Here is a 15,100-nt window from a genome sequence, read left to right on the forward strand (position 1 = left end):
GGTCGCCATGTATGAACGCGTGCATCAATTGCCAGCAACCGTGCCGGGTACGACGCGGCAGATCCATAGTTTTCACTACGGCCCGGCCAATGGCGTGGGCAAAGTCTATATCCAGTCTTCCCTGCATGCCGATGAGCTGCCGGGGATGTTGGTGGTATGGCATCTCAAGCTAAGGTTGTTGCGATTGGAGGCCGAGGGCCTATTGCGCGGTCCGGTGGTGTTGGTGCCGGTGGCCAACCCCATGGGGCTGGAGCAAGTGTTGATGGATGTGCCTCAAGGCCGTTTCGATTACGACAGCCGGGAGAACTTCAATCGGCACTTCCTTGATGTCAGCCGGCAGGTGGGTGATGCCGTCGAGGCACGGCTGACCGATGACCCCGAGGAAAACTTGCGGTTGATTCGTGCGGTGCTGGTTCGCGTGCTCGCCAGCCAAGTGCCTGCCAACCAGGTACAAGCCATGCGCCTGACGCTTCAGCGCCTGGCCTGCGATGCCGATATCGTGCTCGACTTGCACTGTGATTTCGAGGCCGTGCAGCATCTGTATGCGTCGCCGGTTTGCTGGCCGCAAGTGGAACCTCTGGCCCGTTACCTGGGGGCACAAGCGTGCTTTATGGCGACAGACGCCGGTGGGCAGTCCTTCGATGAGTGCTTCAACTTGTTTTGGCAGCATATGGAGGCGCGCTTCCCGCAACGTGTGGCGCCGCCCGGTTTTGCTGTAACGCTGGAGCTGCGTGGTGTGGCCGACGTGAGTTATGAGCTGGCCGATCAGGATTGTCAGAGCTTGATTGACTACCTCACGCACGCGGGCGTCATCGAGGGCCAGGCGCCTGAGCTGCCGCCATTATTGAACCCGCCCACGCCGCTGGCCGGCGTTGAGCCCGTTGTCAGCCCAGTGGGCGGCTTGATCGTGTTTTGTGCGCAGGTCGGGGATTATTTGAGCGCGGGGCAAGTCGTGGCACACATCATTGACCCGATCAGCGACAGCGTGACGGCCATTGCCTGTACTCGGGCAGGTTTACTGTATGTGCGGTCACTAAGGCGCATGGCCACCAGCGGCATGACGATTGCGCATGTTGCCGGTGCAGAGGCTTTCCGGCAGGGTTACCTGTTGTCGCCTTGAGGCGCGATTGGGTCGGGCAGGGGCGAGAAGGGCGAACGCCCATCGGCACTCTGCAATTCCTGCAGGTAATTGCGGAAGATCTGGCCCAGCACCTGGGTGGCTACTTCCAGTTCGTCGCGCTGCATGTGCTCGGCAACTTCGTCGGCCGTGTCCAACGCGTCTTCGGCACCGTTGACCGCCGCCATTTTCAGCACGATGTACGCCTGGACGTTATTGGCCGGCACGCCTTCACCGTGGAAGAACATGGTGCCCAGCTTGAATTGGGCTTCAGCGTGGCCCTGTAACGAAGCCTTCTCGAAGTAGCTCAGGGCTTTGTTGAGGTCGCGGGCCGGGTTTTTGTCGTCGTGGAAGTACTCGCCCAACTCGTATTGCGCCTGCGCATCCCCGCCTTCGGCCTGTTTCTGGCACGCGCTCAGGGCTTCGGCCTGGCTGTCTGGCTGGGTATTGAGGGTGCAACGACCCATCGCTGGGATTAACAACGAGTTGCCGCCTGCCTGGGCATGTGCCAGCAGCGGCTGAAGGAGCAACAGGCAGCCCAGAACCAGGGTGCGGCCGGTGCGTTTCATGGGAATCGACTTACCTCTGACGGGGCACGCGGACCCTCGGGGAGTCCAATAAGCGCGCATTATGAAATAAGCAGGCCCCTGCTTACAAAGTCTTTACTCGTTTTTCTGCTGCGTAGGCAAGTTATCTGCCGGATTGCAGGTGATTTCTCGAAAAATGCAGGAAATCTCTGTAGGCAAAGTAGCAAATCTGACGCTGCGAGGGGCAACGTCAGATGTGTGTGTCCCTTATATCAGGGCTTACTTCAGGGCTGCGAAAGCGCGCTCGGCAGCATCCAGGGTCAGTTTCAACTCGGCTTCGCCATGGGCGATCGAGGTGAAACCGGCTTCGAATGCGCTCGGTGCCAGGTAAACGCCGCCGTCGAGCATCAGGTGGAAGAAGCGCTTGAACAGGTCGGCATCGCTGCCCATCACGTCATCAAAGGTAACAATGTCGTCGGCGCCGCTGAAGTACAGGCCGAACATGCCCCCCGCCTGGGTGGTCACGAATGGGATACCCGCCGCGTCGGCGCGCTGTTGCAGGCCGTCGAGCAGGCGTGTGGTGTAGTCGGTCAGCTCGGCGTGGAAACCCGGGCGGCTGATCAGGCGCAGGGTAGTCAGGCCGGCAGCCATGGCCAATGGGTTACCCGACAAGGTGCCCGCCTGATACACCGGGCCAAGCGGCGCGATGTGCTGCATGATTTCGCGTTTGCCGCCGAAGCAGCCCACGGGCATGCCGCCGCCGATGATCTTGCCGAAAGTGCTCAGGTCTGGCGTAACGCCGTAGTAAGCCTGGGCGCCGCCGAGGGCGACGCGGAAACCGGTCATCACTTCGTCGAAAATCAGCACCACGCCGTGCTTGTCGCACTGCTCGCGCAAACCTTCCAGGAAACCCGGCGCCGGTGGCACGCAGTTCATGTTGCCGGCTACCGGCTCGACGATGATGCACGCCACGTCCTGGCCGACTTCGCTGAGCATCTGCGCAACGGCCGCGATGTCGTTGAACGGCAGGGTCAGGGTGTGTTTGGCAAACGCGGCCGGCACACCGGCCGAGCTTGGCACGCCTTGGGTCAGCAGGCCGGAACCGGCTTTTACCAGCAGGCTGTCGGAGTGGCCGTGGTAGCAGCCTTCGAACTTGATGATGCTGTCGCGACCGGTGAAACCACGGGCCAGGCGGATTGCGCTCATGGTGGCTTCGGTGCCGGAGCTGACCATGCGCACCATTTCCATCGATGGCACGATTGAGCACACAAGGTCCGCCATCTCGGTTTCCATGGCGGTTGGCGCGCCATAGGACAGGCCGTGTTGCAGCTGCTGGCGCACAGCGTCGAGCACGTCCGGGTGGCTGTGGCCGAGGATCATCGGCCCCCAGGAACCTACGTAGTCAACGTAGCGCTTGTCATCTTCGTCGGTGACGTAGGCGCCTTCGGCATGCTTGAAGAATAACGGTGTGCCGCCGACGCTCTTGAACGCACGCACGGGGGAGTTCACACCGCCGGGGATGTGTTTCTGGGCATTGGCAAACAGGGTTTCGGAACGGGACATGATCGGGCTCTCTACACTTTAACTTTAAGAAGGTCGTTGAAGGCGCGGGCGCGGCGCGTGACTTCCTGGGTGCTGTCGGCACCGAACAGGCCGTGGACCACGGCGAGCAGGTCGGCACCGTAGGCCACCAAAGGTTCGGCGTTCTCCAGGGTGACGCCGCCAATCACGCAGATCGGCAGCTGCAAGCGCGTGCGGGCCTGGGCCAGCATGTCGAGCGTGGCGGCCGGTGCGCCGGGCTTGGTGTTGGAATTGAAAAAGCGACCGAAGGCGACGTAGCTTGCACCTTCCTTGGCGGCCTGTTCGGCCAGCTCAATCTGGCTGTGGCAGGTCGCGCCGATGATGGCTTTGGAGCCGAGCAGTGCGCGGGCCGGGGTCAGCGGGCCGTCGGTCTGGCCCAGGTGTACGCCGACGCCCAGGCGTGCGGCCAATTCGGCGTCATCGTTGATGATCAACTGGGTCTTGTAGCGTGAGCACAGCTCGCGCAGCTTCTCGGCTTCACGCAGGCGCCGGGCTTCGTCGCTGCTTTTGTCGCGGTACTGCAACAGGGTGACACCACCGTCCAGCGCCGCTTCGACGTAGGCGAGGAATTTGCCGGCCAACAGCTGGCTGTCGGTAATGGCGTAAAGGCCACGTAGTTTCATCGGGCAGGCCTCTTGTGCGGTTAAGAGCAGAAATCCAGCGGCAAACGGCGCGGCACGAACTGGCCCTGGCCGAGTTGTTCGGCGTCACGCAGGGTGCGCCAAGTGTAGTTGAGCGCCGATTGCACCGCGCTGGCCAAGCCTTCGCCCTGGGCGATGCGGCCGGCCAAGGCGCTGGCCAGCGTGCAGCCCGAGCCGTGATAACTGCCCGGCAGACGCTGGCAGGTAAAGGTCTGGCGCGTGCCGTCGCGGCTGTACAAACGGTTGTGTACTTCATGCTCGTCGCCGTGGCCGCCGGTGATCAGCAGATGCTTTACATACGGCAGCAGCTTCTCGGCGCATTCGTCCGCCGTGCCCTCGGGCAATTCGGCGAGGATGCGCGCTTCCGGCAAGTTCGGCGTAGCGATCAGCGACAGCGGCAATAACCGCTCACGCATGGCATAGCCGACTTCGTCCTTGCCCAGGCTGCCGCCGCCACCGGCACGCAGCACCGGGTCGCAGACCACCGGCAGGTGCGGGTGCGCCTGCAGCAGTTCGACCACGGTGTCGACCATCGCAATGGAACCGAGCATGCCCAGCTTCACCGCCGCGACTTCCGAATCGCTGAGCACGGCATTGGCCTGGGCCAGTACCCACTCGCGGTCGAGCACGCGGAAATCGCTGACATTCACAGTGTTCTGCACGGTCAAGGCGGTGACGGCCGGGGCCGCATGACAGCCTTGTGCAAGCAGGGCTTCGATATCTGCCTGCAAGCCGGCGCCACCACTGGGGTCGTGGCCGGAGAGACAGAGGACAACGGGGCGAGAGCTGTAGATATTCATGGTGCGCGAGCTTACCACCAAACGCTTTTGGCGTGGCTGTTGGGCGCGAGGGGAATTTGCGGCTTGTGTTTATGGTTGTGGCTTAGCTGATTTTTTATTCAGGAAGCGCTTGAAAGGCCCGTTCTAGAGCCTTTCAAAAAATTATTTCAATGGTGTCCAATGGCCTCTAGCGGCTATGCTAGAGTGGATCCAAACAACTTAATGTATCGCCGGTATACGTCTACTCAAAAGGAATGGGGGGCTTTTGACATAACCGGACAGGCCACGCTGGGGCTCTATGCGCTATTTGCTGATTTTTTTATTGTGCGGGCTGCCGATGCTCGCCAGCGCCATCGAGTTCAACCCGGACACTCGAAGCCTGCCGCTGGGCCGCGTCATGCAAGTGCTCGAAGACCCAACCGACGCCCTCACCATCGCCGATGTCAGCGCTCCGGCCTACGCCGCCCATTTTAAAACCCATGACAAAGCCACGCTCAACGCCGGCTATTCACGCTCGGTGTTCTGGCTCAAGGTCGACCTGCATTACACCGCCACTGACCCTCGCGCCCCGCGCACCTGGTTTCTGGAATTGGCGTACCCGCCGCTTAACCAACTGGATTTGTACCAGCGTGACAGCACCGGCAATTACCGCCTGACCACCCGCACGGGCAGCACCCTGGCGTTTTCCAGCCGTGAAGTGCGCCAGGCCAACTACCTGTTCAAGCTCAACTTTGTGCCCGACCAGCAGCAAACCGTGTACCTGCGCCTGCAAAGCCAAGGCTCGATCCAGGCCCCGCTGACGCTCTGGTCTGCCACCGCCTACCTGGAGCAGCAGCCACTGCGCCTGTATGTATTGGGGGCGATCTACGGCGTGTTACTGGGGATGCTGGTCTACAACCTGTTCATCTACTTGAGCGTGCGCGACACCAGCTACCTTTATTACATCCTCTATATCGCCTCGTTCGGCCTCTATCAGCTGTCGGTCAACGGCGTGGCGGTGGAATATTTCTGGCCGAACAACCCGTGGTGGGCGAATGCGGCGGTGCCGTTCCTGATTGGTTCGGCGGCGTTGTTCGGCAGCTTGTTCGCGCGCAGTTTCCTGCACACCGCGCAGCACAGCCGCTGGCTGGATCGGATGCTGCTGGCACTCGCGGCCGCGGGTGCGGTGGTGATGGCGCTGGCGCTGTTGACCAGCTACGCCGTGGCCCTGCGTCTGGCCACCGGCCTTGCTCTGGTGTTTACCGTGACCATCTTTGTGGCCGCCATCAAGGCCTGGTATTGCGGCCAGCGCATGGCGCGCTATTTCATTTTCGCCTGGTCGGCGTTCCTGATCGGCGGTGTGGTCAACACCATGATGGTGTTGGGCTACCTGCCCAATATGTTCCTCACCATGTACGCCAGCCAGCTCGGCTCGGCCATCGAAGTGGCGCTGTTGTCCCTGGCCCTGGCGGACCGCATCAACGGCATGCGTGAGCAACAGGCGCAGATCCTGTTCGACGCCAGCCAGAAACTTGAAGTGCTCAACCAGCAGTTGGCCCGCAGTAACCGCCTCAAAGATGAGTTCCTTGCCACGCTCACCCACGAACTGCGCACACCGATGAACGGCGTGATCGGTTCGCTGGAACTGATGCAAACCGTGCCGCTGGACGACGACCTCACCCAGTACCAGCAAACCGCCGCCGGTTCTGCCCGGGACATGATGCGCATGGTCAACGGCATTCTCACCCTGACCGAGTTGCAAGCCGGGCGCCTCACCGCCCAGCCCCAGGTGTTCAGCCTGCGGGGCACGCTCGACACCTTGCGCCAGCAATTCACCGCCAGCGCCCAGAGTAAAGGCCTGGAGTTTTCCATCGACGTGGCCGATGAACTGCCGGACCGGGTGATTGGCGATGCCGGCAAACTCATCCAATGCCTGGACTGCCTGCTCGACAACGCCTTCAAGTTCACCCACGAAGGCGCGGTGCGCGTGCGCGTGGTGGGTGTGCCGCACAGTGATGGCGAGCTGCGCCTGAGCTTTATTGTGACCGACAGCGGCATCGGCTTCGCTTTCCTCGACGAGGCCACGCTGTATCAGCGCTTCTTCCAGGTCGACGGTTCGATGACGCGCGAATACGGCGGCCTGGGCATCGGCCTGGCGATTTGCCGGCAACTGATCGAACTGCTCGGCGGGCGCCTTACCCATCATTCCGAGCCTCGCAAGGGCAGCCGCTTCCAGTTGGACATGAGCGTCAACCCAGCGCCGCCCGAGCCAAAGCCCGCAACGCACAAACCCCATGCGCAACGAGCGCCCCAGGAATGTTCGGTGCTGTTGGTGGATGACAACAGCGTCGGCCAATTGGCGGTACGCGGCATGCTGCTAAAACTGGGTTACCGGGTGAAAACCGTGGATAACGGCCCGGCCGCCTTGGCGCTGTTGCAGGACCAGACGTTTGATGCGGTGCTGCTGGATGTACCCGAGGGCGGCTTCTCGTTGTGCTGTCAGATCCGTGCGCTACCCGGCTGCGGCGAGTTGCCGGTGATTGCCCTGAGCACCTCGCTGCACGCCCCGGATCGCGAACGCTGCCATGGGGTCGGCATCACCGATCGCCTCAGCAAACCGGTACGTTTCGAGGCGTTGCAAACGGTGCTGGAACGGCGCCTGCTGTGCCCGTTAGAGGGCGAAAGCGCCGAACAATAGGCGGGTATGCCACTTTTTTAACCCCGGTGACGGTGCTTAACTGAAATTCAGGCCTCAACTGCACGTGGCCTATTTTCCAGGAGGCCCGTCATGAACCTGCATCAGTTTGCCGAAACCCACGACGTCACCAACCAGCCGCCGTCCCTGGACGGTACCAACCTTTATCGCATCGACCTGCCCCTGCAAGAATGGTCCCGCCGCTTTGGCGCCGGCTGGGCGCAGGCACGTATTGATGCGTATGGTGCGCTGGCCGGTGGGCCGTTGATGGAGGCCGGGTTTTTGGCGAATCAGAACAAGCCGGTGTTCAATAGCCATGACCGCTACGGCCATCGCATCGACCTGGTGGAGTTTCATCCGGCCTATCACGAGCTGATGCGCACTGCCGTCGAGCATGGCCTGCCATCGCTGCCGTGGGCGCATCCGCAGCCCGGCGCGCATGTGGCCCGCGCCGCCATGACCTACCTGCACAGCCAGGCCGAAGCCGGCAGCGGGTGCCCGTTGACCATGACCTTCGCCTGCGTCCCGGCCCTGCGCCTGCAACCGGACCTGGCGCAGACCTGGCTGCCGAAAATCCTCAACACCGAATACGACCCGCGCAATGTCGGCATCGCCCACAAAACCGGTGCCACCATCGGCATGGCCATGACCGAAAAACAGGGCGGCACCGACGTGCGTGCCAACACCACCCGTGCCTATCCCGTGGGCGCCGGCGGCCCTGGCCAGGCCTATGAGCTGGTCGGGCACAAGTGGTTCTGCTCGGCGCCGATGTGCGATGCGTTCCTCACCCTGGCCCAGACCGACAAAGGCCTGACGTGTTTCCTGCTGCCAAGGCATCGCCCGGACGACACCCGCAACCAGTTCTACATCCAGCGCCTGAAAAACAAACTCGGCAATTGCTCCAATGCCTCCAGCGAAGTGGAGTTCCGTGGTGCCCTGGCCTGGATGATCGGCGAAGAAGGCCGGGGCGTGCCGACCATTATCGAAATGGTCGCCATGACCCGTTTCGACTGCATGGTCGGCTCCAGCGCCTTGATGCGTCAGGCGTTGACCCAGGCCAGCCATCATTGCGCCCATCGTTCAGTCGGCGGTCGCGTGCTCAGTGAACAGCCGTTGATGCAAAACGTGCTGGCCGACCTGGCGCTGGAGAGCGAAGCCTCCCTGGCCTTGAGCATGCGCATGGGCCGGGCGCTGGACCACCTGGATAACGAACAGGAAGCCAAATTTGCCCGGCTGGTGACAGCGGTGGGCAAGTATTGGATCTGCAAACGCGCACCGGCCATGATCAACGAAGCCGCCGAATGCATGGGCGGCGCCGGGTACGTGGAGGACAGCATCCTGCCGCGCCTTTACCGTGAGGCGCCGGTGAATTCGACGTGGGAAGGTTCCGGCAATGTGCAGTGCCTGGACGTGCTGCGCGCATTGTCCAAAGAGCCGGGCGTGCTGGAGGCGTTGTTTGTCGAACTGGGCGATGGCCATGGTGACAAGCAACTGGCGCGGCATATCGAGCAATTGAAGTCGGCGTTTATGGATACCCAGGATATCCAGTACCGCGCCCGGCAGTTGACCGAGGACATTGCCGTGGCGTTGCAGGCCAAGCTGTTGCTGGAGGCCGGGAATTCGGTGGTCAGCGATGGGTTTATTGCCAGCCGACTGGGAGAGTCGTCCGGCCGGGTGTACGGCACCTTGCCGCGTGGTGTGGACGTGGCGGCGATCGTCACGCGCTCAACTCCACAATCCCTCTGATTGATCGCATTCCAACTCTGGTGTTTCAGTGAGGCTGGGATACAGGCAAGATAAAGGCCTGCAAGTCAGAACACAGGATGCTTACCGTGACCGAAGCTTTTGTTGTCGTTCAAACCGCCGAAGAAGCCGTGGACCGGCTGGCGGCTCTGCATGAGCGTGCCACCGGCGCGCTCAACCAAGCCCTCAAGCAATACCTCAAGGACCGCGTCGAGCCTGACGCTGAACAACGTGCGCAGTTTCGCTACCCGGAACTGCGCCTGACCTACCACTGCCACGGCGAAGTCCCACAGACCACCCGCGCTTACGCCAAGGTGCAATTGCCGGGAACCTACAGCGTGACCGTCACCCATCCGGCAGCGTTCCGTAAGTACCTGCTGGAGCAACTGGTGCCGTTGATGCACGACTTCACCGTGACCGTGGAAGTCGGCGTCAGCCAGCAGAACATTCCGTACCCGTATGTGGTGGAGCAGGGCGATGAGCTGGCTGGCTCCGGCGTTACCGCCGCGACCCTCGCCCGTGTGTTCCCCAGCACCGACTTGTCGGCCGCCACCGACGGCATTGCCGATGGCCTCTACGACTGGGAAAACACCGACCCACTGCCGTTGGCGCTGTTCGATGCGGCGCGCGTGGACTTTTCCCTGCGCCGCCTGGTGCACTACACCGGCAGCGACTGGCGCCATGTGCAGCCGTGGATCCTGCTGACCAACTACCACCGCTATGTGGACCAGTTCATCCTGCATGGCCTGGAGCAACTGCGCAGCGACCCGCGGTTTATCCGCATGGTGCTGCCGGGCAACGTGATCATCGACAAGAGCATGGACCACGGCGAAGCCTCGGCCATTGCTGCCGGCGTGGTCTGGCACCGCTACCAAATGCCGGCCTACCACCTGCAGGCCACTGATGGCCACGGCGTGACCCTGGTGAACATCGGCGTTGGCCCGTCCAACGCCAAGAACATCACCGACCACCTGGCCGTGTTGCGCCCGCACTGCTGGCTGATGATCGGCCACTGCGGTGGCCTGCGCCAATCCCAGACCATTGGCGATTACGTACTGGCTCACGCCTATATGCGCCGCGACGGCATTCTCGACCGCGTAGTGCCGCCGAACATCCCGATCCCGGCGCTGGCCGAAGTGCAGATGGCCTTGCAGCAAGCCGCTGCCAACGTCACTGGCGAAAAAGGCGAAGAGCTGAAAAAACGCCTGCGCACCGGCACCGTGCTGACCTACGACGACCGCAACTGGGAACTGCGCTGGGCGCAAGAGCGGCCACTGATTAACCTGTCTCGCGCTGTGGCGGTGGACATGGAAAGCGGCACTATCGCCGCCCAAGGCTACCGTTTGCGGGTTCCGTACGGCACGTTGCTGTGTGTGTCGGACAAGCCGCTGCACAGCGAGATCAAACTGCCGGGTTCGGCCAACGCGTTTTATGAGCGTGCGGTCAGCCAGCACTTGAAGATCGGCATCGAGGCGGTGGATCTGTTGCGCACCGAACTCAACTCGTTGCACTCGCGCAAACTGCGCAGCTTCGACGAGCCGCCGTTCCGCTAAGCGGTTGGGATGGTCATTTAGCGGTCAGGCCACTAGCATTGTCGGTCCTGACCGTTAGATGTTCCTTTGCCATGTCCCGTCCTACCCGCCCCGATGCGCGCCGCCCTGGCGTGAAACCTCCGTACTCCGCAACGCGGCGTGTCGCCAAGGCGCCACCGGCCGAGCCGAAGTTGATCCTGTTCAATAAACCCTTCGACGTGCTGACCCAATTCAGCGACGAAGGCGGGCGCGCGACCCTTAAGGATTTTATCGACATCCCTGGCATCTACCCGGCCGGGCGCCTGGACCGTGACAGCGAAGGCCTGCTGCTGCTGACCAACGACGGCCAGCTACAGGCGCGCATTGCCGACCCCAAGCACAAGCTGGCGAAAACCTATTGGGTACAGGTCGAAGGCGAACCCACCGAAGAGCAGCTGCAACGCCTGCGTGACGGCGTAGAGCTTAATGACGGCATGACCTTACCTGCCGAAGCGCGGCAGTTGGACGAACCCGAACTGTGGCCGCGTAACCCGCCGGTACGTTTTCGCAAAAGCGTGCCGACGCATTGGCTGGAGCTGGTGATTCGCGAAGGGCGTAACCGCCAGGTGCGGCGCATGACCGCTGCAGTGGGCTTGCCGACCTTGCGCCTGGTGCGTGTGCGTATTGGTGACTGGTCGATTGATGGCCTCGACCAAGGCCAATGGAAGGCAGTGCCGCCGCGCTTATAAAGCGCCGGACTCGATCAGGCCGATCACCACGCTCTTGATGATGAACGCGGCCACACCCAGGCCCAGCACAAAAAACAGGATGAACGACCCAAAGCGCCCGGCCTTGGATTTTTTCGCCAGGTCCCAGACGATAAAGCCCATGAAGATGATCAGGATCGTGACCAGGCCGGTCATCATCCATTCTTCAAAGAGGGCGGGGTCGATGTTGTTCATGGGGATTTTTTCCGACAGGGCAGGCGGCAAGTATAAGGCAGCGTCATAAGCGCAACATTGACCTGAGTCGTAACGCGGTCAATGTGGGAGCAGGCAAGCCAGCTCCCATAAGGGATCACCAGTGTGCTTGAGGTCAGGTACGCAGGTGCGTCAACGGCAGCTCGGTGCTGTTGAGCACCTGGTTCAGCACAAAGCTGGAACGCACGCTGGTCACACCTTCAATCCGCGTCAAATGCCCCAGCAGCAATTTCTGGTAATGGTCCATGTCCGGCACCACTACTTTCAACTGATAGTCCGCATCCATCCCAGTGACCAAACTGCATTCCAGCACTTGCGGCAGGGTGCGGATCGCCGCTTCGAAATTCTCGAAACGCTCAGGCGTATGACGGTCCATGCCGATCAGCACATAGGCTGTAAGGCTCAGGCCCAGCATCTTGCGGTCGAGCAGCGCGACCTGGCGTGCGATGTAGCCGTCGTCTTCCAATTGCTTGACCCGGCGTGAGCACGGCGACGGCGACAGGCCGATGCGTTCGGCCAACTCCTGGTTGGAGATCCTCGCGTCGCGCTGCAATTCCGCCAAAATACTCAGGTCGTATCGGTCAAGCTTGCTCATTGGGTTGGCCTTTGTCGTAACTATTGCGGTGAATTATCTATGAAGGGTTAAAAATTGCGCAAGCACTGTTTATTGACGCAATCTTCGCAATCATCTGTCGGACGTTGGCCTGTATCTTTATCAACAGAATCACCGCCTGGACAACAGTCCACTGCAGCTCGCCCAATCAGGCCTGCTGCGGCCGCCGCCCCAGCAGGGTTGAGCCGGCCTCCAGGCTGCACACTGTCCACAAGACGGCGTGAGGTGAGCCAACGTCAAAAGCGTTGAGCCAGGACGAAATTCTCAAGGGGTGGCCGACGGGTCACCCCTTTTCTTTTGCCTTAAGAAAATTCTTCTTGTGACTGATAACCTGTCTCAGAACCGGGTGAGGCTTTTCCAGTCTCATGCAGTAAGGCCGGACATTCCAGGCCCCAACCCGCAGTGAGGAATAGCATGAAGCGCATCTGGCGTATGGCAGGTGTAGGTTTGCTGATGGTGAGCGTCGGCACGCAGGTAATGGCCGATGACCCGCGCTATGAAGGCGGTGGTCAGCATGAAAGAGGCCCGGAAGGCGGGCGCGGTAACGAACAAGGGCGCCCGCAAAATAACCAGCCGCGTCTGCAGAATAATCAACCACGTCCGGAAAACAACCAGCCACGGCCACAAAACCAGCACTTTGACCGTGCCGAGCAACAGCAGCACGGCGGTGGGCAGTGGCAAGGCCGCCCGCAAAATAACGAGCAACCGCGCCCTGCGCCGCAGCCAGCGAACAACCTGCCGATCCAGGGTCGCCCGGACACCGTGCGCCAAACCCAGGAACCCCGCCAGGGCTACTATCAGGACATCCCGCGCCGCAATGATGGCAACCAGCACTGGCAAGCCGGTAATGGCCCAGGCCCACGTCCGGGCGGCGGCTTTAATAACGGTCACCCCAATGACAACCGCTGGCCGGGTCGCCCTTCAGGGCACGGCAACGGCTGGGGGCCAGGCCCGCAGTATCGCCCCGGTTACATGGTCGACCGTTTCCCCGACCGCAACTACCGCGTGCCTTACCGTGGCCAGGATTACTTCTTCTCCGGCGGCTACTGGTATCGCCCGCAAGGCCCGCGCTACGTGGTGGTAACGCCGCCCTATGGCATCCGGGTGCAATACCTGCCGGACTACGCACGGGAAGTATGGGTGGGCAGCGCGCTGTTCTTCCTCGCGGCGGGTTCTTACTACACCTACGAAAACGCCACCCAGCAATATGTAGTGGTGCAACCGCCCACCGCAGTGCCGGCGCCACAACCCGCGCCGCAGGGCAACGGTTATGACGTGGTGGCCTACCCGGCCAACGGCCAGTCACCGGCCCAGGTCCAGCAGGATGGCTACGACTGTTATCGCTGGGCGGTGCAGCAAAGCGGTTTCGACCCTCGCACCGTCACCTACGCCCCGGACCCGGCGGTGGTGCAAACCTATCGCCAGGCCCAGGGCAACTGCCTGACCAGTCGCGGTTATCAGGTGCAGTACTAGGCCTTGTTGCCCGTGACCACTTCCCGCGGGTCGGCGTGCACCAGCACTTCGGCACGCGGGTAAGCCTTGTGAATCGCATCGGCGGCCTGGTCGCTGATGCCGTGGGCCACTGACAGGGTCAATTCCCCCGGCAACTCCAGGTGCAACTGCACAAACCAGTGGCTGCCGGAAATGCGCGTGCGCAAATCATGCGCACCCAGCACGCCCGGTACATTGCGCGCCAGCTCCAGCATGTGCTGGCTGACATCCGGCGGCAGTTCCTCATCCATCAACACGGCAAAACTCTCGCGGGCGATCTGGATCGCGCTCCACAGGATATACGCGGCAATGCCGAGGCCAAACCACGCATCCACCTGATGAAAGCCAAAACCTGCCAACACCAATGCCACCAGAATGCTGCCGTTGAGCATCAAGTCGGAGCGGTAGTGCAGTGAGTCGGCGCGCACGGCGTTGGAGCCGGTTTCGCGGATCACCCGGTGTTGCAGCATCAGCAGCGCCACGGTCATCAGCAGCGAAAACACGATGACGCCAATGCTCAGCCACGGCGCGCCAACCGGTTCCGGGTGCTGCAAGCGCTGGTACGCCTGGAATGCAATCAAAACTGCACTGCCGGCGATAAACAACGCCTGGGCCATGCCCGACAGCGATTCGGCCTTGCCATGCCCATAACGGTGATCGTCATCGGCTGGGCGCAGCGCGTAATGCACCGCCAGCAAGTTCAGCAGCGAAGTCACGCCGTCGAGCAACGAGTCGGTCAACCCGGCGAGCATGCTCACCGAGCCACTGAACCACCAGGCGATAGCCTTGGTGATAATCAGCGCACAGGCCACGCCCACCGAGGCGCGGGTGGCCAGGCGCAGGAGCCTGGCGTGTTCGGGACTGCTGGTCATACGAGTCCTTAAGCGGCGGGTTGCAGGCCCAGGGACGCGAGCTGTTGCACGCTGCCCTTGAACTGGATCATGCGCGGGTCATCCAGCGGCAGGCGGCGGCCGGTTTCCTTTTCAATGATGGTTTGCAGCTTGGCGTTGTCGACCTTGCCGTCGGCGCCGATGGCTTCGTGCAGCTTCTCGGGTGCAACCTGGGCAGTCTTGCCTGGTTCGTAGTAGATGGCGCCGGTGGCGAAGTCCACGCCAAAGGCGATCAGGCCCGGGATCACATAAAACAGCAGGCCCACGGCGTCGAGCACGGCAATGGCCGGGTCGATCTTGCCGTCGATCTGGCCCCGACGGTCCGGGTAGAAAATCGAGCCGCAGGCCGTCAGTTGGCTCAGCAGGGTGACGGCGAGAACACCGCCGATGACACGGGAAGCGATACGCATGAAATGCTCCTGAACACTTGTGAAAGGTGACTATAAGCCAGATCTACCAGGCGACGATGCTCAAATGTGGGAGCGGGCTTGCTCGCGAATGCAGTCTGTCAGTTGATAAATATGTTGATTGACCCACCGCATTCGCGAGCAAG

At 61.8% G+C, this 15,100-nt stretch carries 14 protein-coding genes; 6 read left to right on the forward strand and 8 right to left on the reverse strand.

The genetic code is table 11. The annotated features are described in order from the left end of the window. The first annotated feature begins 7 nt into the window (after window positions 1-7). Window positions 8-1,120: a succinylglutamate desuccinylase/aspartoacylase family protein gene (locus FFI16_RS00250; protein ID WP_138813709.1), complete on the forward strand. Its 1,113-nt coding sequence runs from the start codon at window positions 8-10 to the stop codon at window positions 1,118-1,120. Here the strand turns inward: FFI16_RS00250 and FFI16_RS00255 are convergent. From FFI16_RS00255 to FFI16_RS00270, 4 genes are all read right to left on the reverse strand, one after another. After that, window positions 1,102-1,686 (reverse strand): tetratricopeptide repeat protein, encoded by a 585-nt coding sequence (locus FFI16_RS00255; protein WP_138813710.1) that lies wholly within the window; start codon window positions 1,684-1,686, stop codon window positions 1,102-1,104. The two genes, FFI16_RS00250 and FFI16_RS00255, sit on opposite strands and share 19 nt — an antisense overlap. Before the next feature lie 237 nt (window positions 1,687-1,923). Continuing rightward, a complete protein-coding gene (gene hemL, locus FFI16_RS00260) occupies window positions 1,924-3,207 on the reverse strand; it encodes a glutamate-1-semialdehyde 2,1-aminomutase (RefSeq protein ID WP_138813711.1) in 1,284 nt (427 codons plus the stop codon). 11 nt (window positions 3,208-3,218) lie between these two features. Continuing rightward, window positions 3,219-3,848 (reverse strand): thiamine phosphate synthase, encoded by a 630-nt coding sequence (thiE, locus tag FFI16_RS00265; protein WP_138813712.1) that lies wholly within the window; start codon window positions 3,846-3,848, stop codon window positions 3,219-3,221. A 20-nt stretch (window positions 3,849-3,868) separates the two neighbouring features. Next, window positions 3,869-4,666: a hydroxymethylpyrimidine/phosphomethylpyrimidine kinase gene (locus tag FFI16_RS00270; protein ID WP_138813713.1), complete on the reverse strand. Its 798-nt coding sequence runs from the start codon at window positions 4,664-4,666 to the stop codon at window positions 3,869-3,871. 277 nt (window positions 4,667-4,943) lie between these two features. Between FFI16_RS00270 and FFI16_RS00275 the strand changes: the two genes are divergently transcribed. From FFI16_RS00275 to FFI16_RS00290, 4 genes are all read left to right on the forward strand, one after another. Beyond that, window positions 4,944-7,322 carry a hybrid sensor histidine kinase/response regulator gene (locus FFI16_RS00275; RefSeq protein WP_138813714.1) on the forward strand — a complete coding sequence of 793 codons (2,379 nt, stop codon included), beginning with the start codon at window positions 4,944-4,946 and terminating at the stop codon, window positions 7,320-7,322. 90 nt (window positions 7,323-7,412) lie between these two features. Then, window positions 7,413-9,065, forward strand: coding sequence for an acyl-CoA dehydrogenase family protein (locus FFI16_RS00280; RefSeq protein WP_138813715.1), 1,653 nt, complete (start codon window positions 7,413-7,415; stop codon window positions 9,063-9,065). Window positions 9,066-9,142: 77 nt separating this feature from the next. After that, window positions 9,143-10,615: an AMP nucleosidase gene (amn, locus tag FFI16_RS00285; RefSeq protein WP_162238864.1), complete on the forward strand. Its 1,473-nt coding sequence runs from the start codon at window positions 9,143-9,145 to the stop codon at window positions 10,613-10,615. Between the two features lie 71 nt (window positions 10,616-10,686). Continuing rightward, window positions 10,687-11,322: a pseudouridine synthase gene (locus tag FFI16_RS00290; protein ID WP_138813716.1), complete on the forward strand. Its 636-nt coding sequence runs from the start codon at window positions 10,687-10,689 to the stop codon at window positions 11,320-11,322. Here the strand turns inward: FFI16_RS00290 and FFI16_RS00295 are convergent. After that, the gene (locus FFI16_RS00295; protein ID WP_025999909.1) at window positions 11,317-11,526 is read right to left on the reverse strand and encodes a DUF2788 domain-containing protein; all 210 of its coding nucleotides are present in this window, start codon (window positions 11,524-11,526) and stop codon (window positions 11,317-11,319) included. The genes FFI16_RS00290 and FFI16_RS00295 overlap by 6 nt on opposite strands. A 142-nt stretch (window positions 11,527-11,668) precedes the next feature. Continuing rightward, window positions 11,669-12,148 carry an Lrp/AsnC family transcriptional regulator gene (locus tag FFI16_RS00300; protein ID WP_003194418.1) on the reverse strand — a complete coding sequence of 160 codons (480 nt, stop codon included), beginning with the start codon at window positions 12,146-12,148 and terminating at the stop codon, window positions 11,669-11,671. 432 nt (window positions 12,149-12,580) lie between these two features. Between FFI16_RS00300 and FFI16_RS00305 the strand changes: the two genes are divergently transcribed. Beyond that, the gene (locus FFI16_RS00305) at window positions 12,581-13,639 is read left to right on the forward strand and encodes a DUF6515 family protein (RefSeq protein ID WP_138813717.1); all 1,059 of its coding nucleotides are present in this window, start codon (window positions 12,581-12,583) and stop codon (window positions 13,637-13,639) included. Here FFI16_RS00305 and FFI16_RS00310 read toward each other — a convergent pair. Further along, window positions 13,636-14,529 carry a cation diffusion facilitator family transporter gene (locus tag FFI16_RS00310; protein WP_138813718.1) on the reverse strand — a complete coding sequence of 298 codons (894 nt, stop codon included), beginning with the start codon at window positions 14,527-14,529 and terminating at the stop codon, window positions 13,636-13,638. The genes FFI16_RS00305 and FFI16_RS00310 overlap by 4 nt on opposite strands. A gap of 8 nt (window positions 14,530-14,537) precedes the next feature. Continuing rightward, entirely contained in the window at window positions 14,538-14,957 is a 420-nt protein-coding gene (locus tag FFI16_RS00315; protein WP_138813719.1) for a polyribonucleotide nucleotidyltransferase, read from the reverse strand. Window positions 14,958-15,100: the final 143 nt, after the last annotated feature.

This window comes from Pseudomonas sp. KBS0710, assembly GCF_005938045.2.
Classification (GTDB): domain Bacteria; phylum Pseudomonadota; class Gammaproteobacteria; order Pseudomonadales; family Pseudomonadaceae; genus Aquipseudomonas.

Excerpts from the sequence above, each read along its gene's own strand:
- FFI16_RS00250 (WP_138813709.1), top strand. The coding sequence starts at position 8 with ATGTATGAACGCGTGCATCAATTGCCAGCAACCGTGCCGGGTACGACG.
- FFI16_RS00255 (WP_138813710.1), bottom strand. The coding sequence starts at position 1,686 with ATGAAACGCACCGGCCGCACCCTGGTTCTGGGCTGCCTGTTGCTCCTT.
- hemL (WP_138813711.1), bottom strand. The coding sequence starts at position 3,207 with ATGTCCCGTTCCGAAACCCTGTTTGCCAATGCCCAGAAACACATCCCC.
- thiE (WP_138813712.1), bottom strand. The coding sequence starts at position 3,848 with ATGAAACTACGTGGCCTTTACGCCATTACCGACAGCCAGCTGTTGGCC.
- FFI16_RS00270 (WP_138813713.1), bottom strand. The coding sequence starts at position 4,666 with ATGAATATCTACAGCTCTCGCCCCGTTGTCCTCTGTCTCTCCGGCCAC.
- FFI16_RS00275 (WP_138813714.1), top strand. The coding sequence starts at position 4,944 with ATGCGCTATTTGCTGATTTTTTTATTGTGCGGGCTGCCGATGCTCGCC.
- FFI16_RS00280 (WP_138813715.1), top strand. The coding sequence starts at position 7,413 with ATGAACCTGCATCAGTTTGCCGAAACCCACGACGTCACCAACCAGCCG.
- amn (WP_162238864.1), top strand. The coding sequence starts at position 9,143 with ATGCTTACCGTGACCGAAGCTTTTGTTGTCGTTCAAACCGCCGAAGAA.
- FFI16_RS00290 (WP_138813716.1), top strand. The coding sequence starts at position 10,687 with ATGTCCCGTCCTACCCGCCCCGATGCGCGCCGCCCTGGCGTGAAACCT.
- FFI16_RS00300 (WP_003194418.1), bottom strand. The coding sequence starts at position 12,148 with ATGAGCAAGCTTGACCGATACGACCTGAGTATTTTGGCGGAATTGCAG.
- FFI16_RS00305 (WP_138813717.1), top strand. The coding sequence starts at position 12,581 with ATGAAGCGCATCTGGCGTATGGCAGGTGTAGGTTTGCTGATGGTGAGC.
- FFI16_RS00310 (WP_138813718.1), bottom strand. The coding sequence starts at position 14,529 with ATGACCAGCAGTCCCGAACACGCCAGGCTCCTGCGCCTGGCCACCCGC.
- FFI16_RS00315 (WP_138813719.1), bottom strand. The coding sequence starts at position 14,957 with ATGCGTATCGCTTCCCGTGTCATCGGCGGTGTTCTCGCCGTCACCCTG.